Source organism: Plantibacter sp. CFBP 8798 (genome assembly GCF_014841195.1).
Taxonomy (GTDB): Bacteria; Actinomycetota; Actinomycetes; order Actinomycetales; family Microbacteriaceae; genus Plantibacter; species Plantibacter auratus.
The window spans coordinates 217,820-243,703 of sequence record NZ_JACYTS010000004.1 but is presented as its reverse complement, the minus strand read 5'-3'; the positions used below and the strand labels follow the sequence as shown (position 1 = coordinate 243,703).

21 protein-coding genes are annotated in these 25,884 nt (G+C 71.1%); 10 read left to right on the top strand and 11 right to left on the bottom strand.

Annotation, left to right across the window (positions count from 1 at the left end; genetic code table 11):
- The first annotated feature begins 4 nt into the window (after positions 1-4).
- From IFU30_RS18775 to IFU30_RS18755, 5 genes are all read left to right on the top strand, one after another.
- Positions 5-1,096, top strand: a complete 1,092-nt coding sequence (locus IFU30_RS18775; protein WP_197977659.1) for an ABC transporter permease — start codon at positions 5-7, stop codon at positions 1,094-1,096.
- The gene (locus IFU30_RS18770) at positions 1,093-1,965 is read left to right on the top strand and encodes an ABC transporter permease (protein WP_192006696.1); all 873 of its coding nucleotides are present in this window, start codon (positions 1,093-1,095) and stop codon (positions 1,963-1,965) included. Before IFU30_RS18775 ends, IFU30_RS18770 begins: the two co-directional genes overlap by 4 nt.
- Positions 1,962-3,680: a dipeptide ABC transporter ATP-binding protein gene (locus IFU30_RS18765; protein ID WP_192006694.1), complete on the top strand. Its 1,719-nt coding sequence runs from the start codon at positions 1,962-1,964 to the stop codon at positions 3,678-3,680. The genes IFU30_RS18770 and IFU30_RS18765 overlap by 4 nt, the downstream gene beginning before the upstream one ends.
- 35 nt (positions 3,681-3,715) lie before the next feature.
- A complete protein-coding gene (locus IFU30_RS18760) occupies positions 3,716-4,480 on the top strand; it encodes an SAM-dependent methyltransferase (RefSeq protein ID WP_192006692.1) in 765 nt (254 codons plus the stop codon).
- A 124-nt stretch (positions 4,481-4,604) separates the two neighbouring features.
- A complete protein-coding gene (locus tag IFU30_RS18755) occupies positions 4,605-5,561 on the top strand; it encodes an oxygenase MpaB family protein (protein WP_342450897.1) in 957 nt (318 codons plus the stop codon).
- 33 nt (positions 5,562-5,594) lie between these two features.
- On the opposite strand, the gene IFU30_RS18750 is transcribed toward IFU30_RS18755, so the two are convergent.
- The 5 genes from IFU30_RS18750 to IFU30_RS18730 are packed head-to-tail and all read right to left on the bottom strand — an operon-like array spanning position 5,595 to position 10,530.
- Positions 5,595-6,380 carry an ABC transporter ATP-binding protein gene (locus IFU30_RS18750; RefSeq protein WP_192006690.1) on the bottom strand — a complete coding sequence of 262 codons (786 nt, stop codon included), beginning with the start codon at positions 6,378-6,380 and terminating at the stop codon, positions 5,595-5,597.
- The gene (locus IFU30_RS18745) at positions 6,373-7,161 is read right to left on the bottom strand and encodes an ABC transporter ATP-binding protein (RefSeq protein WP_079707219.1); all 789 of its coding nucleotides are present in this window, start codon (positions 7,159-7,161) and stop codon (positions 6,373-6,375) included. The genes IFU30_RS18750 and IFU30_RS18745 overlap by 8 nt, the downstream gene beginning before the upstream one ends.
- Positions 7,158-8,069, bottom strand: coding sequence for an ABC transporter permease (locus tag IFU30_RS18740; RefSeq protein ID WP_192006688.1), 912 nt, complete (start codon positions 8,067-8,069; stop codon positions 7,158-7,160). The genes IFU30_RS18745 and IFU30_RS18740 overlap by 4 nt, the downstream gene beginning before the upstream one ends.
- Positions 8,066-9,025: an ABC transporter permease subunit gene (locus tag IFU30_RS18735; protein WP_192006687.1), complete on the bottom strand. Its 960-nt coding sequence runs from the start codon at positions 9,023-9,025 to the stop codon at positions 8,066-8,068. The genes IFU30_RS18740 and IFU30_RS18735 overlap by 4 nt, the downstream gene beginning before the upstream one ends.
- Positions 9,022-10,530, bottom strand: a complete 1,509-nt coding sequence (locus IFU30_RS18730; RefSeq protein WP_086473978.1) for an ABC transporter substrate-binding protein — start codon at positions 10,528-10,530, stop codon at positions 9,022-9,024. The genes IFU30_RS18735 and IFU30_RS18730 overlap by 4 nt, the downstream gene beginning before the upstream one ends.
- Positions 10,531-10,803: 273 nt before the next feature.
- Between IFU30_RS18730 and IFU30_RS18725 the strand changes: the two genes are divergently transcribed.
- Positions 10,804-11,259: an SIP domain-containing protein gene (locus tag IFU30_RS18725; RefSeq protein WP_159453431.1), complete on the top strand. Its 456-nt coding sequence runs from the start codon at positions 10,804-10,806 to the stop codon at positions 11,257-11,259.
- Positions 11,260-11,305: 46 nt separating this feature from the next.
- Here IFU30_RS18725 and IFU30_RS18720 read toward each other — a convergent pair whose 3' ends face one another.
- The 5 genes from IFU30_RS18720 to IFU30_RS18700 all read right to left on the bottom strand — a co-directional run bounded on the left by IFU30_RS18720 (position 11,306) and on the right by IFU30_RS18700 (position 16,985).
- Positions 11,306-11,716, bottom strand: a complete 411-nt coding sequence (locus tag IFU30_RS18720) for a Fe-S oxidoreductase (protein WP_079707214.1) — start codon at positions 11,714-11,716, stop codon at positions 11,306-11,308.
- A complete protein-coding gene (locus IFU30_RS18715) occupies positions 11,713-13,128 on the bottom strand; it encodes a dihydrolipoyl dehydrogenase family protein (protein WP_192006685.1) in 1,416 nt (471 codons plus the stop codon). Before IFU30_RS18715 ends, IFU30_RS18720 begins: the two co-directional genes overlap by 4 nt.
- Positions 13,125-13,985, bottom strand: a complete 861-nt coding sequence (locus tag IFU30_RS18710; RefSeq protein WP_064295283.1) for an arginase family protein — start codon at positions 13,983-13,985, stop codon at positions 13,125-13,127. Before IFU30_RS18710 ends, IFU30_RS18715 begins: the two co-directional genes overlap by 4 nt.
- 79 nt (positions 13,986-14,064) lie before the next feature.
- Complete coding sequence (locus IFU30_RS18705; protein ID WP_064295284.1) at positions 14,065-14,838, bottom strand: PspA/IM30 family protein; 774 nt, start codon at positions 14,836-14,838, stop codon at positions 14,065-14,067.
- A 74-nt stretch (positions 14,839-14,912) separates the two neighbouring features.
- Entirely contained in the window at positions 14,913-16,985 is a 2,073-nt protein-coding gene (locus IFU30_RS18700; RefSeq protein WP_192006683.1) for a TPM domain-containing protein, read from the bottom strand.
- Between the two features lie 277 nt (positions 16,986-17,262).
- Between IFU30_RS18700 and IFU30_RS18695 the strand changes: the two genes are divergently transcribed.
- Together IFU30_RS18695 and IFU30_RS18690 are read left to right on the top strand one after the other, a co-directional pair.
- A complete protein-coding gene (locus IFU30_RS18695) occupies positions 17,263-18,009 on the top strand; it encodes a gamma-glutamyl-gamma-aminobutyrate hydrolase family protein (RefSeq protein WP_124769603.1) in 747 nt (248 codons plus the stop codon).
- A gap of 185 nt (positions 18,010-18,194) precedes the next feature.
- A complete protein-coding gene (locus IFU30_RS18690) occupies positions 18,195-19,025 on the top strand; it encodes a DUF3097 domain-containing protein (protein WP_071262446.1) in 831 nt (276 codons plus the stop codon).
- A gap of 22 nt (positions 19,026-19,047) precedes the next feature.
- Here IFU30_RS18690 and IFU30_RS18685 read toward each other — a convergent pair whose 3' ends face one another.
- Complete coding sequence (locus IFU30_RS18685; protein WP_441005558.1) at positions 19,048-20,382, bottom strand: aminotransferase class III-fold pyridoxal phosphate-dependent enzyme; 1,335 nt, start codon at positions 20,380-20,382, stop codon at positions 19,048-19,050.
- A gap of 159 nt (positions 20,383-20,541) precedes the next feature.
- On the opposite strand from IFU30_RS18685, the gene IFU30_RS18680 reads away from it, so the two are divergent.
- Together IFU30_RS18680 and IFU30_RS18675 are read left to right on the top strand one after the other, a co-directional pair.
- Positions 20,542-24,546, top strand: coding sequence for a Pls/PosA family non-ribosomal peptide synthetase (locus tag IFU30_RS18680; protein ID WP_192006679.1), 4,005 nt, complete (start codon positions 20,542-20,544; stop codon positions 24,544-24,546).
- On the top strand, positions 24,546-25,880 hold the full coding sequence (locus IFU30_RS18675; RefSeq protein ID WP_192006677.1) for a M1 family metallopeptidase: 1,335 nt from the start codon (positions 24,546-24,548) through the stop codon (positions 25,878-25,880). Before IFU30_RS18680 ends, IFU30_RS18675 begins: the two co-directional genes overlap by 1 nt.
- The last annotated feature ends 4 nt before the right edge of the window (positions 25,881-25,884 follow it).

Here is a 25,884-nt window from a genome sequence, read left to right as displayed (position 1 = left end):
CCACATGTCCAACCAGCATCCGAACGCCAGCGCGGCGGACACGCGACACCGGCAGTACCGCGAGTACGTGATCAGGCGCGTCGCCCAGGCGCTCCTCGTCATCGCGCTCGTCTACACGCTCGTCTTCTTCACCCTCTTCGTCCTGCCCGGCGACCCCATCGAGAACAAGCTGACGAGTCCGCTCAACCCACTGCCCCCGTCCGCCGGCGAAGCACTGCGGGCGTACTACCACTTCGACCTGTCGCCGCTCGAGCAGTTCACGCTGACGGTCGGGCGGCTCCTCCACGGGGACCTCGGCTACTCGCTCGTGAGCGGTCGTGCCGTGTCGGACCTCGTCGCGCAGGGCTTCTCGGACACGATCGTGCTCGCGGGCGTGGCGTTCGTCATGACGATCGTGCTCTCGCTCGCGATCGCGCTCACCGCCGTGTACGCCCCCGTCAGGGCGATCAGGAGCATCGCGGCATCGGCGCCCATCGCCTCCATCTCCGCGCCGAGCTTCCTCATCGGCTTCGTGCTCCTCGCGATCTTCTCCTTCCAGCTCGGCTGGGTGTCGTCGGTGCGCGATCAGGGCTTCGTGTCCTACGTGCTCCCGGCGCTGACCCTGGCGCTCGCCGTCAACGGTCCGTTGACGCAGGTGTTGATCCAGGGACTCCGGAAGGCTGCGGACGAACCCTTCGTCACCGTGCTCCGCGCGAAGGGGACGAGCGAGGTCCGGATCGCCCTCGGCCACGTCCTGAAGAACGGTGCGATCCCGTCGATCACGATGCTCGCCCTCGTCGTCGGAGAGTTGCTGGCCGGTGCCGTCGTCGTGGAGGCCGTGTTCACCCGCACCGGCCTCGGATTCATCACCTTCGAGAGCGTGCGCGATCAGGACACCCCGGTGATCCTGGCCGTCGTCATCCTCATCTCCTCCATCTACGTCGGCATCAACCTCGTGACCGACCTCGTCTACCCCGTCCTCGACCCGCGCATCGTCCGGCCCGGGCATGGGAGGTCACGACGCTCCCGCCTCGCCAGGCCTGCTGTCGCGACAGCGGCGGCGACGGGGACGGCGGTACCCGGCGGTATCCCGACGAAAGCGAGCGTGGACGCATGAGCCTCCGACTCCAAGCGGACCGTGACGTCACCGCGGCCGACGACGGACCGGACGCGTTCCGTCGACTCCTCGGCCGCCTCGGGGTCGCGGACGTCCTGGCGATCATCGTCGTCGGTCTCGTCCTCGTGTCCGTGATCGCACCAGGCCTCCTCACGCCGTACGACCCGCTCGAGCCCGACGACGCCAACGCGCTCGCCGCTCCATCGGTCGCGCACTGGTTCGGAACCGACTCCCTCGGTCGCGACCTGCTGTCGCGGGTGATCCACGGCACCGGTCGGACCCTGCTCGGCTCGGCGGTCGCCGTCCTCATCGGTCTCGGCGCCGGCACGGTCCTCGGGCTCGTCGCCGCGTCGTTCGGCGGTCTCGTCGACGCCGTCATCAGCCGGATCGTCGACGTGCTGCTCTCGATCCCCGGGCTGCTCCTCGCGATGGTCGTCGTCGTGGCGCTCGGCTTCGGCACCCTGAACGCGGCCGTCGCCGTGGGGATCTCCTCGATCGCGGCGTTCACCAGGATCATGCGCTCCGAGGTGCTGACGGAGAAGGACCTGCCGTTCGTCGAGGCGAGTCACCATCTCGGCGGTTCGCGGGCGTACGTCCTCGCGAAGCACGTCTTCCCGAACTCGTACTCCGCGGTGCTGTCGCTCACGGCCCTCCAGTTCGGCCTCGCCATCATCTGGATCTCCTCGCTCAGCTTCCTCGGGTACGGAGCCCCACCGCCCGACCCGGAGTGGGGCCTGCTCGTCTCCGAGGGTCGTCAGTACGTCGTGTCCTCGCCGTGGCTCGTCGTCGTCCCGGGCCTCGTGATCGCCGTCACCGTGCTCGCCATCAGCCGTCTCAGCCAGCTCACCCGCGAGAGGACCACCGCATGAACCAGGCAGCCCTACAGCACAGCTCACTCCACGTCGTCGACGCGGCTCCGGTGCCGTTGCTCGTCGACGGGCTCGCCGTCGGGTACCGGACGCGTGGCTCGAGGGGGCCGACTGACACGGTGCGCGACGTGTCGTTCCAGGTCGGCCGCGGCGAGACGGTGTCGCTCGTGGGTCAGTCCGGTTCGGGGAAGAGCACGATCGCCCGGGCGGTCGCGGGACTCCTCCCGGGCAACGGCTCGGTCACCGCCGGTCGGGTCGCGGTCGCCGGACACGAGGTCGCCGACTTCTCCCGGAAGCAGTGGCGCCCCCTGCGCGGCTCGACGCTCGGTTTCATCCCGCAGGATCCGCTGAGTTCACTCGACCCGCTGCAGCGGATCGGCGTGCAGATCGCCCAGGCGGTCCAGGTGGCGGGCGACACCCCGCGCTCGGAGGTCCCCGCGCGCGTGATCGAGTTGCTCGAGCACGTGGGCATCCGTCAGGCCTCGGCCCGCGTGCGGTCCTACCCGCACGAGCTCTCCGGCGGGCAGTTGCAGCGGGTGCTCATCGCGATCGCCATCGCGGCGAGGCCCAAGCTGCTCATCGCCGACGAACCGACGTCCGCGCTCGACGTGACCGTCCAGCGGCGCATCCTCGACCTCCTCGACGGCCTCCGGCAGGAGCTCGGGCTCGGGATCCTCTTCATCACCCACGACCTGGCGCTGGCGCAGGAGCGCAGCGACGCGATCGTGGTCCTGCAGGACGGGAACGTCCGCGAGTCCGGTCCGGCCGAGGAGGTGCTGCTTGCACCGCAGCACCCCTACACGGTCGCGCTGCTCGCCGACTCGCCCGCGTCGTCGCCGCTGCGCTACCGGGAACGCATCCGCGCTGCGGCCGAGCAGGTGCAGGTGGAGCAGCGCGGCGGGACGATCGTGCCACCCGCCGTGGTCGAGGTGTCGCACGTGTCGAAACGGTACGGGCGCGATCCCCAGACGCCGCCCGCACTCGACGAGGCTTCGCTCATGCTCCGCCCGCGCTCGATCCACGCGCTCGTGGGCGAGTCCGGGTCGGGCAAATCGACACTCGCCCGCATCGTCGCCGGGCTCACGTCCTTCGACGACGGGTCGGTGCGGGTGGCCGGCCGGGAGCTGTCACGGGACAACGCCGTCGCCAACCCATTCGCGCGCGACCTCCAGTTGGTCTACCAGAACCCGCTCTCGGCGGTCGATCCGCGGTACACCGTCGGACAGATCATCGAGGAGCCCCTGCGGATCCACGGGGTGCGGAGCGCCGACGAACGCCGGCGCCGCGTCGCGACCATCCTCGATCAGGTCGCCCTCCCCGCGAGTGCGCTGGGGCGTCGTGCACGGGAGGTGTCGGGCGGCCAGCGCCAACGGGTCGCGCTCGCGAGGACGCTCGTCCTCGCGCCGTCGGTCCTCGTCCTCGACGAGCCCACCTCGGCGCTCGACGTCTCGGTGCAGGCGCAGATCGTCGAACTGCTCCTCGACCTCCGGGACGAGCACGCGCTCAGCTACCTGTTCATCTCGCACGACCTCGGTCTCGTCCGGCAGATCGCCGACGAGGTGACGGTGCTGTCGAACGGGCACGTCGTCGAGTCGGGCCCGGCCTCGGCCGTCCTCGGGCATCCGCAGCACGCGTACACTCGGGAGCTGCTCGACGCGGTGCCGCGGTTCGACGTCGAGCGGCTCGATCCGAGCCGGTTCGAGGCCGTCGGATGAGCGCACCGACCACGGAGCCACGTACGGAGGAGACCATGTCACGACCGTTCGACGACCTCGTCGCCGAGGCCGACGCCGCCTCGGTCGACGGGTGGGACTTCTCCTGGCTCGACGGCCGGGCCAGTGAGGAGCGCCCCTCCTGGCGGTTCTCCGAACTGCTGGGGAGACGTCTGGCCGACGTCCCGTCGTCGCTCGACCTCGAGACCGGCGGGGGAGAGGTGCTCGACACGGCGCCGGTGCTTCCGCCGCTCGCCGCCGCCACCGAGTCCTGGCCACCGAACCTCGCCCGAGCCGCCGCCCGCCTGCACCCGCGGGGCGTCGTCGTCGTTCGCACGGAGGAGGGTGCTCCACTGCCGTTCGCGGACGGCTCGTTCGCGCTCGTGTCGAGCCGGCATCCCGTCGCCGTGGAGTGGAGCGACGTGGCGCGGGTGATCGCGCCAGGAGGAAGCTACCTCGCCCAGCACGTCGGACCGGCGAGCGTGTTCGAACTCGTCGAGGCCTTCCTCGGCCCGCAGCCCGAAGCCGTCCGTCGAGCACGTCACCCTGACGACGAGTCCGACGGTGCCCGCGCCGCCGGACTCGAGATCGTGGACCTGCGGACCGAACGACTGCGGATCGAGTTCCACGACGTCGGTGCGATCATCTGGTTCCTGCGCAAGGTGATCTGGATGGTGCCCGGATTCACCTCCGCGCGGTACCTCGACCGCCTGCAGGAGCTGCACCGGTCCTTGCAGGACGACGGCCCGTTCGTCGCGCACTCCTCCCGCACCCTCATCGAGGCCCGCAAGCCCGCCCGGTGAGCAGCCCTGCCGAAGCGCCCTTCGACAGGCTCAGGGACCGGAAGACGGGAGACGATCCCCCTACGGGCGGGTGACGCGCGATCCCGACGTAGGCTCGTCGTGACGGCGGGCGGAGGACGATCGAGTGACGGACAGCGGTACCGGGCGACGTCCTGTCTCCCGTCTGCGCACACGGTTGCTCGCCGGCCTCCGGGCGCGCATCCTCTCCGTCTTCGCCGTCGAGCAGGACCGCCCGCCGCAGTGGACGCTCGATCTCGAGGACGGCACCGACACCGGCCACTTCGCGCCCGAGTCTGCGGCCTGGGTCGTCCACGGCGGGGTCGAGACGATGGTCGCCGGTATCCGGGCGCTCCTGCTGCAGGCCGCCCACCCGGGCGCCCTGGCCGGTGTCCACGACTGGTCCCGATACCGGGAGGACCCCCTCGGACGGCTCGACGGCACCATCCGCTGGATCTTCACCGTCACCTACGGCGACCGTGACACGGCCCGTCGGACGAGCGACTTTGTGCTCAAGCTCCACGAACGCGTCGTCGGGGAATACCTCGACGCCCATGGCGTGGTGCGCCCGTACTCGGCCAACGACCCGGACCTCCTGCGCTGGGTGCACCTGGCGTTCACCGACGCCTTCCTGAGCGTGCGACAGACCTGGGGCGGTCGGATCCCCGGTGGTGCGGACGCCTATGTGGCCGACTGGGCACTCGCGGGCGAACTCATGGGCGTCGTCGATCCGCCCCGCTCCGAGGCTGAGCTGGCCCGACAGCTGCGCGTGTACCTCGACGCCGGCGACCTGACCGGCGGCCCGCGGGTGGACGAGACCCTGGCGTTCCTCCGTCGACCGCCGCTCGACCGCTCGCTGCTCCCCGCCTACGGGATCCTCTTCGCGGGCGCCGTCGCGACGATCCCACCCGAGTACCGCCGCATCCTCGGGCTCCGCACCGCCCATCTCGGCCCGATCCCGCTGCCGGTCGTGACGGCGACGCGGGTCGTCCTGTGGATCGTGGGGCTCGTCCTGCACGGTGAGTCACCGAGCCAGCGCGCGGCCCTGCGCCGGCACCGGCGCCTGGCGGACCCGCCGGCCTGAGGCCGCTCGACGGGCTCAGGGACCGGGACGGCGTCAGAGGCGGGGGACCGAGGCGAGCAACTGGGTCGTGTACGGATGCGAGGGCCGACTGAGGACCTTGTCGACCGGACCCTCTTCGACGATCGCCCCGTCGCGCATGACGACGACCCGGTCGCAGAGATGCTGCACCACGCCGATGTCGTGTGAGACGAGCACGATCGCCAGCCCGAGCTCCTGCCGCAGCCCGCCGAGCAACTCGAGGATCTGCGCGCGGACGGTGACGTCGAGCGCGCTGAGCGGTTCGTCGCCGACGAGGAGGCGCGGGCGGTGGACGATCGCGCGCGAGAGGGCGATGCGCTGGCGCTGACCACCCGAGAACTCGTGCGGGAAGCGGTCGGCCGCGTCGGCCTCGAGCCCGACGAGCCGGAGCACCGCGCGGACCTTGGAACGGTGGTCGCCCTCGATCCCGAGCGCCGAGAGCGGCTCGGCGACGATCCGCCCCACGCTCATGCGCGGGTCGAGCGACGCGTACGGGTCCTGGAACACGACACCCGTCTGTCGACGGAACCAGTGCAGACTCCTGGCGCTCGCCGCGGCGCTGACGGGACGGCCGTCGAACGCGACGGACCCGGAGCTCGGGGTGTCGAGTGCGAGCAGGAGGCGGACGAGCGTCGACTTGCCCGACCCCGATTCACCGATGATGCCGACGGCCTCACCGGGGGCGACGACGAGGTCGCTCGGGTGGAGCGCGACGGTGCGGCTCGGGCGCTGGAAGAGCGACTCCCTCGGGTTGGTGTAGACCCGTCCGAGCCCCTGGGCGTGGACCAGCGGCTCAGTCATCGTCCTCGCCCTTCCAGCTCATGGTCTTCGCGGCGGCCAACAGCCGCTGCGTCACGGGCGACACCGGCATCGACAGCAGTTGGGCCACCGGCCCGGCCTCGACGACCTTCCCCTGCGCGAGCACCACGGCGTCACTGGCGATCCGGGAGAGGACCGCGAGGTCGTGGGTGATGAAGACGAGGGACGCCCCGGTCTCGCTCACGAGACGCTCGAAGAGGCCGAGGATCTCCGACTGGATGGTGACGTCGAGCGCTGTGGTCGGCTCGTCCGCGATGAGCAAGGAGGGTCCGCAGGCGAGGGCGATGGCGGCCGCGACCCGCTGGCGTTGTCCGCCCGACAGCTGGTGCGGGTACCGCCGGACGATGCGCTCGGGGTCGGGCAGACGGACCCGCGCGGCGAGTTCGACGGCACGGTCGAGCGCTTCCCGTTTCGACAGCCCCTCGTGGATGCGCAGCGGCTCGCCGATCTGTCGTCCGATGGTGCGGATCGGGTTGAGCGCCGTCCGAGGTTCCTGGAACACGATCCCGATCTCACGCCCGCGGATCCGCGCGAGTTCGCGGTCGTCGCGGCCGAGGAGTTCCTCGCCCTGCCAGCGGATGCTGCCGCTCACCGCGGCGCCGTCCGGGAGCAGTCCGAGGATCGCCAGCGCCGTCAGCGACTTCCCGGATCCGGACTCGCCGATGAGGCCGAACCGTGCGCCCGCCGGCACGCTGAAGCTCACGCCGTCGACGACCCGGCGGCCGCCGAGCGTGACGACGAGGTCCTGGACGTCGAGACTCATGCGGTCACCCCCTGGGGCGAGGTGGGGGTCGAGGCGGGTCCCCGGCGACCGAGGGTCGGATCGGTCGCGTCCCGGAGGGCGTCGCCCAGCAGGTTCAGGGCGAGGACGGTGATGGTGATGGCGAGCCCCGGCCACAGCACAGACAGCGGGTGCACGGCGAGGTAGGTCTGCAGTTCACTGAGCATCCGACCCCAGGACGGGACACTGGAGGGGGCGCCGTAGCCGAGGTACGACAGGCCCGCCTCGGCGAGCACCGCGACCGCCATCGACCACGACAGCTGGACGATGAACACCGGTGCGACGTTCGGCAGCAGATGCCGCGTCAGGTTCCTCACCGGTCCGAGACCGGCGGCCTTGCCGGCGAGCACGTACTCGCTGTGCGAGACCCGGCGGATCTCGGGGCGGGTCACCCGGGCGATGTTCACGCCGAAGCTGATGCCCACCGCCCAGATGACGACCCACAGCGAGCCGCCGAAGACCGAGGCGATCATCATGGCGATGAGCAGTGTGGGGAACGCGATGAGGATGTCGATCAGCACCGCGACCGTCTCCCGGACCCAGCGCCGCGTGAGCGAACCGAGGGCGGCGAGGGCGACCCCGATGACCGTCGAGACGACTGCGGAACCGATCGCGACGGCCACGGTCACCCGCGCACCGACGAGCAGCAGGCTGAAGATGTCGCGTCCGACCTCGTCCGTGCCGAGCAGATGGGCCGGCGACGGAGCCAGCCACTTCGCGAACGGATCGGTGAGCTGGGGGTCGTACGGCGTCCAGAGGAAGGAGACGCCGGCGTTCAGGAGGAGCAGGGCGACCACGACGAGCCCGAACACGCCGGCCGGGCCGGACACGAGGGTGCGGAGTCCGCCTGATGCCGCGCGCCGACGCGGGTGATCCTGACGGGCGGTCATGTGGTCCGCTCCCGTTCTCGGAGTCGCGGGTCTGCGAGACGGTGGACGACGTCCACGACGGCACCGATCACGAGGACCACCCCGGTGAGGACGAGGAGCTCGCCCTGCACCTTCACGAGGTCGCGGTTGCCGACGTCGGCGACGAGCATGCGCCCGATGCCTGGCAGGGTGAAGAGCTGTTCGATGATGACGCTGCCGACGATGAGCCCGGCGATCTGGAGCCCGAGCACGGTGACGACCGAGAGGGCCACGTTCGGCAGCCCGTGGCGGATGAGTGCCTGCGAACGGGTCAGCCCCTTCGCCGCCGCCGTCCGGACGTAGTCCTGGCCGATCGCGTCGAGGGCGGCGGAACGGACGAAGCGCAGCAGGACCGCGCCCTCGACGACGCCGATCGTGAGTGCCGGGAGGAGGAGGGCGCGGATCGCCGCCAGCGGATCGTTCCAGCCCGCGCGCGGGAAGCCCTGCGCCGGGAGCCAACCGAGTACGACGGCGAAGAGGAGCACGAGCATCATGCCGGCCCAGACGACCGGGACGGCGGCGAGCCCCTGCGACGCGAAGGAGATGACGACGCCCGTCGCGCGGGTGCGCCGGACGGCCGAGAGCACCCCGAGCGGCACACTGAACGCGAGGGCGATCACGAGGGCCATGATGCCGAGCGGGACGGTCACCTGCGCCTTCTGGGCGAGTTCGCTGGCGACGGGGGTGCCCGTGATGAGCGAGTTCCCGAGATCGCCGCGGAGCAACCCGCCGATCCAGTCGAGGTACTGCAGGAGGACGGGCTGGCCGAGTCCCAACTGTTCACGGATCGCGGCGACCGCTTCGGGCGTCGCGTCCGTCCCTGCGATGACCTGGGCGACGTCGCCCGGGAGCACCCTGATGGTGAAGAAGATCAGGGCGCTGGCGGCGAGGAGCCCGACGAGGAGGAGTACCAGCCTCGTCAGGATGAAGCGGGTCACCCGGTCACGGCGACCTTCGCCAGGTTGATGCGCGAGTTGACCGAGTCCACGGGGAAGCCGGTCACGCCGTCGCGCACCACCGTGAGGGTGATCGCGGTGTAGAGCCAGTCGGCGGCGTTGTCCTTCGACACGAGGTACGCCGCCTCCTTGAGCTTCTGGGCTGCGACGGCCGGATCGGTCGCCGCTACGGATTCAGCATAGAGCGACTGGACCTGCGCGTTGTCGTAGCCGAAGTAGTAGTTCGGGTTCGCCCAGTTCTGGAAGTCGCGTGCCTCGACGTGGTTCACGTAGCTGAGGTCGTAGTCCTTGTTCGTGTAGACGTCGTTCAGCCAGGTCGGGAACTCGACGCTCTTGACGGTGAGGGTGACGCCGATGGCTTTGAACTCGGACACCAGGACGTTGGCCACCGAGGTTCCGTAGAAGCTCGGGATCGTGAGCGTCAGGGACAGGTTCTCCTGGCCGGCCTGGGCGAGGAGCGCCTTCGCCTGTTCCGGGTCGTACTTCACGAGCTCGCTGAGGTTCTCGTAGCCCGGATCGAGCTCGGGGATCGGTCCGTACTGCTCGACCGCGGCGCCGCCGACGGCCTCGACGATCGCGGCGTGGTCGATGGCGGAGCGGAGCGCCTGCCGGACGAGGGGGTCGTTCAAGGGAGCGCGCTGGTTGTTGAAGGCGAGGGTGTACTTGTCGGTCGTCTTGCCCTCGGTGATGCTGAACCCGTCGGCGCGGGTGATCTGGTCCTTGAGGTTCGCGTCGAGCGCCGTCTGCACGTCGAGTTCGCCGGCGAGGGTGGCGTTGACCGCGGAGGAGGCGTCGGGGATGTAGCTGAAGACGACCTCCTTGACCTTCGGAGCGTCGCCCCAGTACTTCGCGTTCCGGTCGAAGGTGATGCTGTCGCCCTGCTTCCAGGTCTTCAGGGTGAACGGCCCGGTGCCGTTGGCGGTCGTCGACAGGTCGTTGGTGGCGCCCGACTCCAGCACGAGTCCTGCGCGTCCGGTCAGGGTCCACAACAGGTTGGAGTCGGGGGAGGTGAGCTGCAACTGCACGGTCGAGTCGTCGACGGCGGTGATCGAGGCGACTTTCTGGAGGGCCACGTTGTCGACGAAGGTCGGGTCCTGCTGCACCTGGGTGATGGAGTCGACGACGTCGGCCGCGGTCAGGGCGGCGCCGTCGTGGAAGGTCACGCCGTCGCGGAGGACGAAGGTGTACGTGAGACCGTCGGCGCTGATGTCGTGGCTCTTCGCGAGCGTGTCGACGATCTGGTTGTCCTCGGTGCGGGACACGAGGCCCTGGTAGACGTTGTCGATGAGGATCTGGTCGAGCGCGGCGCCGGAGGTGGTGCGGATGTTGAGGTCGGAGGGCTCCAGGACGAGACCGACCCGCAGGGTCGCGTCGGCGTCGGGCGTCGGCGTCGCGGCCGGGCCTGCGCAGCCGGTGAGGACGAGGGCGGCGCCGGTGACCGCGATCGCGGCGGTGAGGAGCTGACGACGCAGCTGACGATGACGCATGGAGGTCCTTTCGGGGATGCTGGAGTGGCCGGCATCTGGAGACGCACAACCGGTTCCGGGCAGCGGGCATTCCCGCCTGGGCCGCGTGAATACTGGACCGCGTCCGGAAAGCCGCATCGCTGGGGCTCCAGCGAGCGTACCCAGTCGACGTGTGTGGTGCCAGCCACGGTGTCAGGGGGCGTCACAGAGTGATCGGATCGTGATGTGCTCCGCCGCCTTGGAAGACCCTGCGCAGGGGATCGAAGTGAGCTTAGGCTCGCCTATACTGATCGTGTGAGCTATTTCGAGGATCCGGCGGAGTTCGCCGTCGCGGACGCACGCCACGTGCTGCTCGCGGGCGACGAGTCGTCGGTCGGCGAGCTGGCCGAGGTCCTCGCGCTGCTCCCCATCTGCGCCCGCGGTCAGGTGTTCGTCGAGGTCGACGACGCCGCGTCGATCACCACCCTCGACTCGCCGGGACGCGTCGTCGTGACGTGGCTCGTCCGCGCGGCGCGTTCGGGGGAACCCGGAACGGGCAGCCGGTGCGCACGCGGTCAGGCCGTCGCGCGAGCGACCCGGGCCTGGGCGAGCGAGATGCTCGACGTCGACGGACACGACGCGGCCGACTACCACGTGTGGATCGGCGGCGAGACGGAGCACCTCACCGGTCTCCGGAACGACCTCAGGATGACCCTGGCGAGCATCGGTGCACGTCAGCGCTCGAGCTCGGTCGAGCGCGCATCGCACTGACACGACCTCGCACCGGCACGGCATTGCACAGACGCCGCGACGCTCGTCAGCGGCGTTTCGGCAGGTAGCCTCCCGCTTCGAGGCCGGCTTCGATCTCGAACCGGTTCCGGAGCGGATCACGACCGGCGATCGCGTACATCAGTGGGAAGAGCATGCCGTACCGCTGCCACTGCCGCTTGTGCACCGCCTCGTGTTCGAGTACCCGGGTCGACACGTTCCGGTCGGTGAGGTACACCCCGCCGACGCATGAGCCACCTCGGCCGAACGTCCACGACGGCATCCCGCGGAAGACGATCATCCCGCCCCGCCGTTCGACCGGACCGGTGCTCCAGAGTGCACCCCAGACGAGCCCGGTGAGCGTGGCGTACCAGTACCCGATCCGGCTCAGGGGTGAGTCGAGCCACGGGCCGCCGGAACGACGGCTCCGCGGCTCATCGACGTCGCCGCGACGGGTCACGCACCGCTCCGGTAGGTCTCGAGGAGCCGCAGCCAGATCTCGCTCATCGTCGGGTAGGACGGCACCGCGTGCCAGAGGCGGTGCAGCGGCACCTCACCCACGACGGCGATCGTCGCCGCGTGGACGAGTTCGGCGACGTCCTGACCCACGAAGGTCATCCCGATGATCACGCCGCGCTCCTCGTCGACGACCATCCTCGCCTGCCCGGTGTAGCCGTCGGCGTGGAGGCTCGAGCCCGCGATGCCACCGAGGTCGTAGTCGACCACCCGGTGGTCGATCCCCGCCGCCTCGGCCTGCGCGGCCGTGAGTCCGACGGCGGCGACCTCCGGTTCGGAGAAGACGACCTGCGGCACGGCACGGTGGTCGGCGGTCGCCGCGTGGTCGCTCCACGGGCTGGTGTCGACGTCCTCGCCGTTCGCCCGTGCCGCGATGACCGCGCCCGCGGCGCGTGCCTGGTACTTGCCCTGGTGCGTCAGGAGTGCCCGGTGGTTGACGTCGCCGACGGCGTACAGCCAGTCGCTGCCGTGGGCGAGGAGCTGATCGTCGACCTCGATCCAGGCACCCGGTTCCAGGCCGACGGTCTCGAGCCCGAGGTCGTCCGTCCGTGGCGTCCGGCCGGTGGCCACGACGAGTTCCGCCGTCGTCACCGCATCCCGGCCGTCGAACTCGAGCGTGACGGCACCGTCGGCGGCCCGGGACACGGCGGTGGGGGAGGCGTGCACGATCGTCACACCCAGCTCACGCAGGGAGGACTCGACGAGTTCGCCGGCGAACGGTTCGGTGTTGCCGAGCAGGCCACTGCGGGCGACGAGCGTGACGTCGACCCCGAGTGAGCGGTAGGCCGTCGCGAGCTCGACGGCGACGACGCCGCCTCCGAGGAAGGCGACGGACGCTGGCAGGGTCTGGACGCTCGTGGCCTCGCGGCTCGTCCATGGCTCCACTGCCGCCAGCCCCGCGATGTCGGGCAGGAGCGCGGCGGATCCGGTGCAGACCGCGACGGCGTGCGTCGCCGTGAGCACGGTGGTCGAACCGTCGGCGGCCGTCACGGTGACCTCGCGCTCGCCGGTCAGTCGACCGTGCCCACGCACCAGCTCGATGCCGGCGCCCTGGAGCCATTCGACCTGGCCGTCGTCCGACCAGTCGCTCGTGAACGAGTCCCGTCGCGCGAGGACCTTGAGCGGGTCGAGCGCGGTGTCCTCGGGGATGGCTCCACCCGTGCGCTTGGCGGCACGCAGGGCGGCGCCCGACCGGATGAGGGCCTTGGACGGCATGCAGGCCCAGTAGGAGCACTCACCGCCGACGAGTTCGCTCTCGACGATGACGACGCTCAGACCGCTCTTGTGGGCGTAGTCGGCGACGTTCTCGCCGACGGGTCCGGCTCCGATGACGACGAGATCGACGGTACGGCTCATGGGGTGACTCCTGTCGGGTTGGTGCTGTCGGGCTTCGGTTCGCGACTGATCGCGCCGATGATGCGGAGGATGGTGCCGAGGTCGTCGGCTGCGGCGTCGGGGGAACCGGGGGAGAAGCCCGTGACGCCGGCCCCGGCGAAGCCGAACCGCGCGCGGAGCGCGGTGATGCAGTCGAGCAGGGTGCCGAGTTCGAGACCGAAGGGGACGGCCGAGCTGACGCCGGCGATGACGGCGGGGTCGAGGACGTCGACGTCCACGTGCAGGTAGACGCGGTCGGCGCCCGTCGCCTCGACGGCGGCGACCACCTCGGCGGCGCTCGTCATCACCGAGGAGACCATGGGGATGCCACGCTCCTCGATGTGGGCGAGTTCACCGTCGTCGAGGTCGCGCACCCCCACGAGGACGAGCCGGGCGGGATCGAGTGGGGCCTCGGGCAGGAGCATCGCGGCGCCTTCGCCGGTCAGTGCTCGGGCGACCATGCCGCTGAACGACCCGGACGGCGAGCTGAGCGGGGTGTTGAGGTCGCCGTGGGCGTCGAACCAGACGACGGCGATGCCGGGGTCGCGTCGGAGGGCCTCACCGACTGACGCGAGTTCGACGCCGCAGTCCCCACCGATGGTGATGACGGGCTCGTCGATCCCGACAAGCGCCTGACGTTGGAGTTCCGCGGTCGTCACGAGGGAACTGGCGCGCCGGATGTCGGTGTCGAGGGCCTCGCCGGCCTCCGTCGGCACGTGGACGAGTGTCGTGGCCGCCGTGGGCAGGTCGCCACGGATCGCCTCGGCTCCATCGATCAACTGCATGGCCCTGGACGAACCGGAGCCCTGCCACTGGGGGACGACGACGAACTTCGTCATGCGGTGCCTTCCTGGAGGTGGTGCGAGGGGGCGAGGGCGACGGGCCCTCGGGAGGTCCCGAGGGCCCGTCGGATCGGCACTACTGGCCGGCGTTCGGCGTGTACTCGGGGCCGGAGGACTCGATCGCGGGAGACGCGGAACCGCCGCCCTTCAGCGCGGCGAGGCGGGCCTCGACCTCGGTCAGCTCGCCGAGGTCCTCGAGGTCGTTGAACTGCGCGTCGAGACTCGACGCGGCGAGCTCCTGCTGGCCGAGCACCTTCGCCTCCTCGCGGCGGATCTTGTCCTCGTAGCGGCTCAGGTCGCTCGTCGGGTCCATGATGTCGATGCTGCCGACCGCATCCGCGACCTTGCGCTGGGCCTCCGCGGTCTTGGCCCGGGCGACGAGCTCGCTGCGCTTCGTCTTCAGCTGCTCGAGCTTCGTCTTCATGCCGTTGAGGCCGTTCTTCAGCTGCTCGACGACCTTCGTCTGCGAGGCCAGCTGCGGCTCGGCCTGCTTGGCCTCGTTCTCGGCGCCGATCTGGCGCTGGAGCGCGATCTTCGCGAGGTTGTCGAACTTGTCGGCGTCCGCGGCGTTGCCCGCCTGACGGTATTCGTCGGCCTTGCGACTCGCGGCCAGCGCCTTGGTGCCCCACTCGGAGGCCGCCTCGACGTCCTGCTGGTGGTCCTGCTCGAGGAGCCGGAGGTTGCCGATCGTCTCGGCGATCGCGCTCTCGGCGTCGGCGATCGAGTTCGTGTAGTCCCGGACCATCTGGTCGAGCATCTTCTGCGGGTCCTCGGCGGAGTCGAGCAGCGCGTTGATGTTGGCCTTGGTCAGCTGGGCGATGCGTCCGAAGATGGACTGCTTCTCTGCCATGGTGTGGTTCCTCTCTCGTGTCCTGCTGGATCGTGTCGGTCGGTGTCTGGTGATGAGGTGGGTGGTGCCGCGGATCAGAAGCGACCGCCGCCGCGTCGGGAACGGGTGCCGCCGCCACCGAAGCTGCCGGCGCTGCGTGAGCGACCTGAGCCGCCGCCGAACATGCCGCCGCTCGATCCTCCGCCGCCGAACATGCCGCCGCCGGAACGGGACCCGCCGCCGCCGAGGACGGAGTTGATCAGGATGCCGCCGAGGACGGCACCGAGCATCCCGTTGCCGCCCTGCTGCCCCTGGCCGCCGCCGAACATGCCGTCGAGTCCGCCCGCCGACTGGCTCTGGAACTGCCCGAGGTCGGCCTGGGCGAGCTGCACCGCTTGACTCGCGAGCGAGTTGGAGCGCTGGGCGAGGGAGAGCGCCTGCGTCGGGTCGGTGGCGGCGAGGCCCTGGGCCTGCACGAGGGTGCGGCCGGCTTCGGCGAGGCGCGTCCGGGCCTCCGGGCCGACGGCTCCGCGCCGCGAGACGATGAAGTCCTCTGCAGCCGACACCTGCGCGCCCGCCGTCTGCAGGGTCTGTCCGAGGGCCGCTGCGGCGCGCTGTCGCTGCTCCGCCGCGGTGCGCACCCCTTGGAGAGCACCGTCGATCTGCGTGTTTGCCGCATCCAGGCGGGCGAGGAGGGCGATCGGGTTGTTCGGTGCGCCGAGCGCGCCGCGAACCTGGGAGACCGTCGCGGTGGTGCTCGCGACCGCCGCGGCAAGGGTGCCGGTCGGGTCCGGTTGGCCGCCAGCCGCGGCGACGTCTCCGTCCAATTCGGCCAGTCGGGCGGCGAGGTGCTGCTCGGCGGTCGTCAGGTCGGCCTGCAGCCGCTTCACGGCCCCGGTGAGCTGGGTGGCCTGGTCGAGCGCTTCCTCGGCGGCTCGGATGCCGACGGCGGCCTCGCCCGAGTCTCCGGCGGCGAGCCGTGCAGCTGCGTCCGAGATCGCCGCGGTGGCGAAGGCGAGACGCTCCGTCGCCTGCGCCGGGTTGTCGATCACGGTGATGAGGGCGTCGGGGCTGTAGCGCGTCTGCAGGGCGCGCACCGCGTCTTGCGCGGCCGTCACCGTCGGTCCGGCCGCGGCCGCCCTGGCTCGCAGCTCCTCGACCGCGGCGGGTGCGTTCTTCTCGAGCGCGCGGAGCTCGTCGAAGGAGGCTGCTTGTTCATCGAGCACGTGGTTCGCGTGCTCGCAGAGCCGGATGATCTGGAGGTTCCAGTCGCGCTGTTGCTGCTCGGTGTCCGGCTCGGCGTCGTCGAGCCGCTGCTTGAGCGCGAAGGCGTGTGCGAGGTCGTCCTTCGCTCCGGCGAGGGCGGCGGTGAACGCGGCCGTGGCCGGTTCGCCGTAGGAGGCGGTGGCGAAGCCGAGCTCCTCCTCGCTCGTCCGGACGGCGTCGTCGGTCTGGACGAGCGCACTGCCGGCGAGTCGTTCGAGCTCGGGGATCGGGGCGGTGGTCAGCGGGTCGACCGGTGCCCCCTGCTGGCCCGCGGTCACCGCGCCGTCGCCGTTCGCAGCGCGGCGCCGGCGGAGGAAGACGACCAGGAGGATGACGGCCACGACGGCGACGACCACGATCAGCAGGATGGTCAACCAACCGGCCGAGCCCCCTGAGCCGCCATCGGTGCCTCCGATCGACCCGCCGCCGACGGCGGCGCCCAGGCCTTCGGCGGCAGCGACGCCGGCGCCGGCCCAGTCGTCGTCACGCAGCTGCGGCAGGATGCGCTGCTGCTCGATCTCGGTCAGCTGATCGCCGCTCACCGGTCCGCTGGAGTCGCCGGAGAGGTAGTAGGCGCGGTCCTCGGTCGCCACGGCCAGCAGGTACTGGTTCGGTCCGAGGTTGTTGTCCTTCGCGGTCTGGTTCGCCCAGGACTCGGCGTCACTCGGGTCGGTGAAGGTCGGTACGTAGACCACCCAGAGGTCGACGCCGTGATCCGCGGCCAGGTCGTCGACGGCCGTCGTGACCTCGGTGACCTCACCGCTGCTGAGGACACCCGCGCTGTCGCTCACGCGCCCAGCCCCGAGCTGCACCGGGCTCTCCGCCCGGGCGGCGGTGGCTCCCGCTCCGAGGAGCACGGCCACGCAGAACGCCCAGATCGATACCGCCCAGCGAACCCGCATCGGCCACCTCGTCACTCGTTCGGACCCTGGAGCCCCACCCCGCGGCTCGGTTCCGAGTCTAGGTCCGGGCCCTCGACATCTCTACAGCGGGCTCCCAGCGAGCGCACCGAACCAGAGCTGTGCTATACGGCGGTGACGGGGCTTCGCCGACACCGACCGTGACGCTGTCACCGACCGTGACGGACTCTGTTACCGACCATGACGCGGCCACTCGCGCGAGGGCATCTGCCCGGCGAGACTGGTCGAGTCACCTCACGGAACCCCTGGAAGGAGCATCATGCAAGGACACGTCTCACCCATGCTGGCGCTCGTCGAGGTCACCAGGTTCCGTGAGGACGACCAGGCGTACCACGAGTACGTGCAGATCCTCGTCGGACGGACCATCGCCGCTGCCGAACGGGCCGGCTGGCGCGTGACCCGGTTGGCCGCGCACGACCTCGGCACCGAAGCACTCCTCGCCTCGACCGACGGGGCCTCCGCCGTCGTCATCATGGGTGGAGCCGACATCGATCCCGCCCAGTACGGCGGCACCACCGGCTACCGCGCCGAAGGCCAGCACTTCCCCGAGGCCGACCGCGCCCAGCTCGCGGTCGCCCGTCGCGCCGCCGAGCGGGGCACACCGCTGCTCGGGATCTGCCGCGGTCACCAGATCATCAACGTCGCCCTCGGTGGGACGCTCGTGCAGGACCTCGGTGAGCACAGCGCCCACCGCAACGAGGGTGTCCCGGTCGATGAGAGCATGACCCCGCACGAGGTCGAGCTCGACCCCTCGAGTGCCCTCGCATTCCGACTCGGTGCCCGTCACCTCCAGGTGCAGAGCGCCCACCACCAGTCGGTCGGCGAGCTCGGCGAGGGCCTGCGTGCCGTCGCCTGGGCCTCCGACGGCACCGTCGAGGCGATCGAGCACCGCACCCTGCCGATCACCGGCGTGCAATGGCACCCGGAGGACCCCGGCACCGTGGACGACCAGCTCGGGCTCCTGCTCGGCGGTCTCGCCCGCGAGGCTGAGCGCGCCGCAGCCTAGTCGGGGCGTGTCTCCGCACCGGGCGGCTTCGCATGCCAGGAGGCCCTCCCGCTGCAGGCGACCCACCGCTCGACCTGTCCCCAACTCAGGACAGCGTCGGCGTGTCGAGCCTGGATTGCGGCGTGTCGGCCGCGCCACGCCGAGGCCGTCCTGAGAAAGGTCGGAGGGTTGGTTAGCGTTGACGGGTGTTCGAAGACAGGTACGGTCAGGACGTCCTCGCGGGGGACTGGCGGAAGAAGAACCGCGTGGTGGCCCGTGAGGTCGAGGCGGTGACCGACCTCGTGGTCGAGGAACTCGGCGGCTTCTGCGGCGCGATCACGCGCGTCGAGGCGAAGACGGTCGAGCTCGAGGACTACCGCGGCAAGCGACGCGTGTTCCCCATGGGGGCGGGGTTCCTCCTCGAGGGTGAACCCGTCGTCCTCGTCGTGCCGAAGCGCGCACCGACGGGGCGGGCGCGCACCGCCTCCGGCTCCTTCGCGGTGGAGACGACCGCTCGGGTGGCTCGCGCGAGCCGGATCTTCGTCGAGGGTCGCCACGACGCGGAACTCGTCGAGCGGGTCTGGGGCGACGACCTCCGCGTGGAGGGCGTCGTCGTCGAGTACCTCGCGGGCGTCGACCACCTCGACGCCGCGCTCGCCGAGTTCCGGCCGGGCCCGGACCGCCGTGTCGGCGTCCTCGTCGACCATCTGGTTCCCGGCTCGAAGGAGCAGCGGATCGCCGACGCCGTCATGGCCGGACCGAACGGCCGGAACGTCCTCATCGTCGGGCACCCGTACGTCGACGTCTGGCAGGCCGTGAAGCCCGCCAGGGTCGGCCTGCGCGAGTGGCCGACCATCCCTCGCTCCATCGAGTGGAAGAAGGGCATCTGCCAGGCGTTCGGCTGGCCGCACGACTCGCAGGCCGACATCGCCCGGGCCTGGAAGCGCATCCTCGGTCAGGTCCGGACCTTCAACGACCTCGAGCCGGAACTCCTCGGTCGCGTCGAACAGCTCATCGACTTCGTCACCGTCGACTGACCCGCCCGCGCGACCGCCGCGGCTAGGAGGTGACCTGCCCCAGGGCGTCCTCGAGGACGGACACCGCGTCGCGGAGGAGCCCGTCGGACATGACCGCGCTCGGGAGGAGTCGCAGCACCGAGTCCCAGGAACCGGCGTCGAGCACGAGCACGCCCTGGGCGATCGCCGCGTCGATGACGGTCTGCAGTGCCGTGGGGTGCGGCTGCTTCGTGCCGGGGACGACCAACTCGACGCCGGCCATCGCACCGATGATCCGGACTTCGCCGACGATGTCGAACCGCTCGGCCCAGTCGCCCATGAGCGATCGCAGGGTCGCCTCCACCCGACGGGCCTCGCCCAGCAGGTCCTCGCGCTCGATGACCTCGAACGTCGCGAGCGCGGCCGCCGTGGACACCGGGTTGCCCCCGAAGGTGCCGCCGATGCCACCGGGCTGGACGGCGTCCATGATCTCGGCGCGCCCGGTCACGGCCGACAGCGGGAAGCCGCCGGCGATGCCCTTGGCGCTCGTGATGAGATCGGGCACGACGCCGTGGTGCTCGATCGAGTACCAGGCGCCGGTGCGGCCGATGCCGGCCTGGATCTCGTCGGCGACGAACACGATCCCGTTCTCGGTGCACCACTCGCTGATGCGCGCGAAGTAGCCGGGCGCGGGGATGACGATGCCGCCGTCGCCGAGGACCGGTTCGGCGAAGAACGCGGCGACCTCGCTCGCACCGATGTGCCGCTCGATGTAGTCGATCGTCACCTCGGCAGCCGCCGGTCCGTCGAGTCCGTCGCGGAACGGGTAGGAGAGCGGGACGCTGTAGATCTCACCCGGGAACGGGCCGAACCCGAGGCGCTCGGGCGCCGGCCGGTAGGTCATCGCCATCGTCAGGTTCGTGCGTCCGTGGAAGGCGTGGTCGAGGGCGACGATCGCGCGACGTCCGGTGTACTTCTTCGCGATCTTCACCGCGTTCTCGACGGCCTCGGCACCGGAGTTCAGGAGGATCGAGCGCTTCTCGAAGTCGCCCGGCGTGATCTCGGACAGCTTCTCCGCGACGCGCAGGTAGTTCTCGTAGGGCGTCACGGTGAAGAGCGTGTGCGTGAGCTTCGTCGCCTGCTCGGCTGCGGCTGCGGCGACGTCGGGGTGGGCGTGCCCGATGGTCGTCACGCCGATGCCCGTTCCGAGGTCGATGATGTGGTTGCCGTCGACGTCCACGAGGATGCCGCCGGAGCCGTGGTCCATCCACACCGGCGCGAGGTTGCCGGCACCGCGTGACACCGCCCGGCGGCGCCGTTCCGTGAGGGCGAGCGATCGGGGGCCGGGGATGGCGGTCACGAGCTGGCGTTCCTGGGGCACGGAGTAGTCGATGGTCATGCAGGCCATGGTAGGCGCGCGTCCTCCGAGGATGCCTGGGGCCGACGGAGCGTCGCCGACGATTCCACGACATCTGGCGGTTGACTGGTGTTCACCAACCGTCCATGCGCGCTGCCTACCGTTGGCGGCGCTGAACAGCCGGACGACAGGGGATCGCGTATGGACGCCGACACCAGCACCGCCCTCCTCATCGAGCGGCAGCCCGCGCTGCTCGGTGGCGTGCGCGCACCGGCCGAGCGCACCCTCCTCGACGTCCTCCGTGACGTCGCCGCGTCGCACCCCGAGGCCTCGGCGATCGAGGACGCGGAGGGAGCGCTCAGCTACCGCGAGCTCGTCCTCAGCGCGGAGCGGGTCGCGGCCGGGCTGTTCGCCGCCGGGGTCCGGCGCGGTGACCGGGTCGGTGTCCGGATCGCCTCGGGCACCCGCGACCTCTACCTCGGGATCCTCGGGATCCTGTTCACCGGAGCGGCCTACGTGCCCGTCGACGCCGACGACCCGGAGGAGCGGGCACGACTCGTGTTCGGTGAGGCGGCCGTCGTCGGCGTCCTGGTCGACGGCGGTGTCTTCGAGCGTTCGCGCCGCGGAACGGAGGACCCGGCCGATGACGGCGTCGATCCCGAACGGGTGCAACTCGCGACGGGCGCGGCACCCCACCCGGGCACCCGAGCGATCCCCGTCCTCGAACCACCGCGACTCGACGACGACTCCTGGATCATCTTCACCTCCGGCTCGACGGGCACGCCGAAGGGCGTCGCCGTCTCGCACCGCTCTGCCGCCGCGTTCGTCGACGCCGAGGCGCGGATCTTCCTCCAGGCGGAACCCCTCGGCCCCGGTGATCGTGTGCTGGCCGGCCTGTCCGTCGCCTTCGACGCGTCCTGCGAGGAGATGTGGCTCGCCTGGGGACACGGCGCATGCCTGGTCCCGGCGCCGCGCTCGCTCGTCCGCAGCGGTATGGACCTCGGACCCTGGCTCACCGCGAAGGGCATCACCGTGGTGTCGACGGTTCCGACGCTGGCGGCGATGTGGCCCGCCGAATCCCTCGAGAACATCCGCATGCTCATCTTCGGCGGCGAGGCCTGCCCGCCGGAGCTCGCCGCCCGGCTGGCCGTGGACGGTCGCGAGGTCTGGAACACCTACGGACCCACCGAGGCCACCGTCGTCGCCTGCGCCGCGCTGTTGACCGGCGAGCAGCCCGTGCGCATCGGACTGCCGCTCGACGGCTGGGATCTCGCCGTGGTCGACGCCGAGGGCGTCCCGGTCGAGGAGGGCGGCGTCGGCGAGCTCATCATCGGCGGCGTCGGACTCGCCCGGTATCTCGACCCCGCCAAGGACGCCGAACGGTATGCGCCCATGCCGAGCATCGGGTGGTCGCGGGCGTACCGGAGCGGCGACCTCGTCCGCTACGAGGCCGCAGGACTCGTGTTCCAGGGGCGCGCGGACGACCAGGTGAAGATCGGCGGTCGGCGCGTGGAACTCGGAGAGATCGAGGCCGCCCTGCAGGCGCTGCCGGGTGTCTCGGGTGCGGCAGCAGCCGTCCAGCGCACCGCCGCCGGGAACGCCGTCCTCGTGGGGTACCTCGCGGTGCCCGACCGCGACGGGTTCTCCGTCGAGCGGGCGCTCGACACCCTCCGTGAGCAGCTCCCGGCACCGCTCGTCCCGCTCCTCGCGGTCGTCGGCGAGCTGCCCACCCGCACCTCCGGCAAGGTCGACCGGGCCGCGCTGCCGTGGCCGCTCGACGCCGCCGACGGGGAGGACGCCTCGACCCTGTCGGGCACCGCCGCGTGGCTCGCCGAGCAGTGGACGGCCGTCCTCGGGGTCCGGGTCACGGCCGAGAGCGACAACTTCTTCAGCCTGGGCGGCGGGAGCCTGGCGGCCGCGCAGCTCGTCTCGCTCATCCGCACCCGCGATGCCGAGTTCACGGTCGCCGACATCTACGGCCACCCCCGACTCGGCGCGATGGCCGCCGAACTCGACGGCCGACGCCCCGAGCGTCGCAGCCGAGCGGCCGTCGCGGACCCCGTGCTCCCGACGCCGCTCGCGACCCAGTGGGCACAGACCCTCCTGGGTGTCCCGCTCCTCATCCTCGTCGGACTCCGGTGGCTGGTGTACCTGCTCGCCGGCAGTCGGGTCCTCGGCCTCGTCGCGGATGTCCCGTACCTCCCCATGGTCTCGTGGTGGTGGATCGCCCTCGGCTTCCTCGTGGTCATCACCCCGATCGGACGCATGGCGATCTCCGTGATCGCGGCGAAGCTCCTCCTCGTCGGCGTCCGCCCGGGCGACTACCCGCGCGGCGGCTCGGTCCATGTGCGACTCTGGCTCGCCGAACGCGTCGCCGACACGGTCGGCGCGGTGAGTCTCGCCGGAGCCCCCTGGATCTCGAGCTACGCCAGGGCGCTCGGCGCGAAGATCGGTGCCGACGCGGACCTCCACAGCGTGCCGCCGGTCACCGGGTTCCTCACCGTCGGGGCGCGCGCGTCGATCGAGCCCGAGGTCGACCTCCGCGGCTACTGGGTCGACGGCGACACGCTCCGACTGGGCCACGTCCACATCGGCGCCGAGAGCACGGTCGGCGCTCGCAGTACCCTGCTCGCCGGCACCCGGATCGGCAAGCGTGCGGAGATCGCGCCGGGATCGTCCGTTTTCGGCCGCGTCCCCTCCGGACACCTGTGGTCAGGGTCGCCCGCCGTCCGCGTCGGCAAGGCGAAGCCGGTGTGGCCGACCGAACGACCCCCGCGTCGCCGACGCTGGCTGTTCGCGTACGGCGCGGGATCGGCGCTGCTGTCGGTGCTGCCGTTCCTCGCCTTCGTGCTGGCGGCGGCGGTCGTGGCGGCCGGGGCGTCGGGCGCGACCAGTCTGCTCGAGTTCTCCTGGCGCGCGCTCCTCTGGGTGCCCGTCGCCACCCTCGTGTGGTTCGTCGTCCTGGCGATCAGCACGATCGGCCTGGTCCGGCTGCTCGGCCTCGGTCTCAGCGAGGGCTACTTCCCGGTGCGCAGTCGGGTCGGTTGGCAGGTGTGGGCCACGGAGCGGCTCCTGGACGCCGCGCGCACCCTCCTCTTCCCCCTGTACGCGAGCCTCTTCACGCCCGTCTGGCTCCGCCTGCTCGGGGCGAAGGTCGGGCGCAACGTGGAGGCGTCGACGGTGCTCCTCCTCCCGCGGATGACGACCGTCGGCGACGGTGCGTTCCTCGCCGACGACACGATGGTGGCCTCCTACGAGCTCGGTGGCGGGTGGATGCGGATCGCCGGTGCGTCCGTCGGCAAGCGCGCCTTCCTCGGCAACTCCGGCATGGCGGGCCCCGGCATGCACGTCCCCAAGAACGGCCTCGTCGCCGTGCTGTCGGCCGCACCGCGGAAGGCCAAGTCCGGCTCGTCCTGGCTCGGGAGCCCACCGATGCGGCTCCGGCGGCAGGTGTCCGACGCCGATCTCGACCGCACCTACGACCCGCCGCTCCGGCTCCGGATCGCCCGCGCGCTGTGGGAGCTCTGCCGCATCGTCCCCGTCATGGTGACGACGGGCATCGCGCTCCTGGTGCTCCTCGCCCTCGCCTGGTTCGCCGACACCTGGGGTCTCGGTGTCGCGATCGCCGTCAGCGGTGCCGTGCTCCTGGCCGCCGGCGCGGTCGCGGCCGGGATCACGACCGTCGCCAAGTGGGTCATCGTCGGCCCGATCCGCACGGGGGAGCACCCGCTCTGGTCCTCGTTCATCTGGCGCAACGAGGTGTCCGACACCTTCGTCGAGATGGTCGCGGCACCCTGGTTCGCGGCACCCGCCACCGGCACCCCAGCCCTCACCTGGTGGTTGCGCTCGCTCGGTGCCCGCATCGGTCGTGGGGTCTGGTGCGAGAGCTACTGGCTGCCGGAGGCGGACCTCGTCCGACTCGGCGACGGCGCGACGGTCAACCGGGGCTGCGTTGTGCAAACGCACCTGTTCCATGATCGAATCATGAGTATGGATCAGGTCGAACTCGCATCGGGCGCCACGCTCGGGCCGCACAGCGTCATCCTCCCCGGAGCGCGGATCGACGACGACGCGACGGTCGGACCGGCCTCGCTCGTCATGCGCGGAGAACGCGTCCCGGCGGGCACCCGGTGGAGCGGCAACCCGATCGGCCCGTGGCGCGAGGTGACGACGGCGGAGTACCGGGAGCCCCAGGTCGCGTCCTGATGGGGGAGGCTCTCGCCCGTCTGCGGAGCGCAGGCGACCCCTACACGCCCTCCAGCGGGAATCGTGGCTACCGCGTCGTACGGTACGAGCTCGAGCTCGACTACGACGTCGACCGCAACGCCCTGTCCGGGACGGCTCGGCTCACCGCCGTCGCGACGGAGGAGCTCACGCGGTTCTCGCTCGACCTCGCCGCGCTGCGCGTCACCCGTGTCCAGGTCGACGGGGTCGAGGCGAAGCGGACGCACAGCTCGGGCAAGCTCACGCTGACGCCCCGGAACACCATCGCGGACGGCGCCGAGTTCTCCGTGGTCGTCCGGTACTCGGGTGCGCCCCGTCCCGTGCGCAGCCCCTGGGGCGAGATCGGCTGGGAGGAACTCGAGGACGGCGTCATCGTGGCGTCCCAGCCGTGCGGCGCATCGAGTTGGTTCCCCTGCAACGACCACCCCTCGGACAAGTCGTCCTATCGGATCAGTGTCACGGCGTCGTCGGCGTACACGGTCGTCGCCCCCGGAGAGCTGGTGTCGCGCGTTGCCCGCGCGAGCCGGACCACATGGGTCTACGAGCAGCCCGAACCGATGGCCGCCTACCTCGCGACGGTGCAGATCGGCCGGTACCAGCGGCTCGCCGTCAGCGCTCGGGTCGCGACGAGCACGGTGCCGGTCGTCGCACACCTGCCGCGCGACCTCACGGCGCGGTTCCGACACGACTTCGCCGAGCAGGTCGACATGCTGGCGTGCTTCGAGCGCGCCTTCGGACCCTACCCCTTCGGCAGCTACGGCGTCGTGGTCACGGACGACGTGCTGGAGATCCCACTCGAGGCGCAGGGGATGAGCGTGTTCGGCCGCAACCACGTCGACGGCGTCAGCGGTTCGGAACGGTTGATCGCGCACGAGCTCGCCCACCAGTGGTTCGGGAACAGTCTGACGATCGCCACCTGGCGGGACATCTGGTTGCACGAGGGCTTCGCCTGCTACGCCGAGTGGCTGTGGTCGGAGGAGTCGGGGGCCGAGAGCGCCGACGCCTGTGCCCGGGCGCACTACGCGGCGCTCCGACGCGCACCGCAGGACCTCGTCGTCGGCGACCCGGGACCCGCGGACATGTTCGACGACCGGGTCTACAAGCGGGGCGCGATCGCCCTGCACGCCGTGCGCCGACTGCTCGGCGACGAAGCGTTCTTCGACCTCCTGCGTGACTGGGTGGCGTCCTTCCGGCACTCGAGCGTGTCGACGGACGACTTCATCCGGATGGCCGATCGACATGCACCGGCACCGGTCGAGCCGCTCCTCGACGCGTGGCTCTTCCAGAAGGCGCTCCCGCCGTTCCCCGTCGGCTGAACCG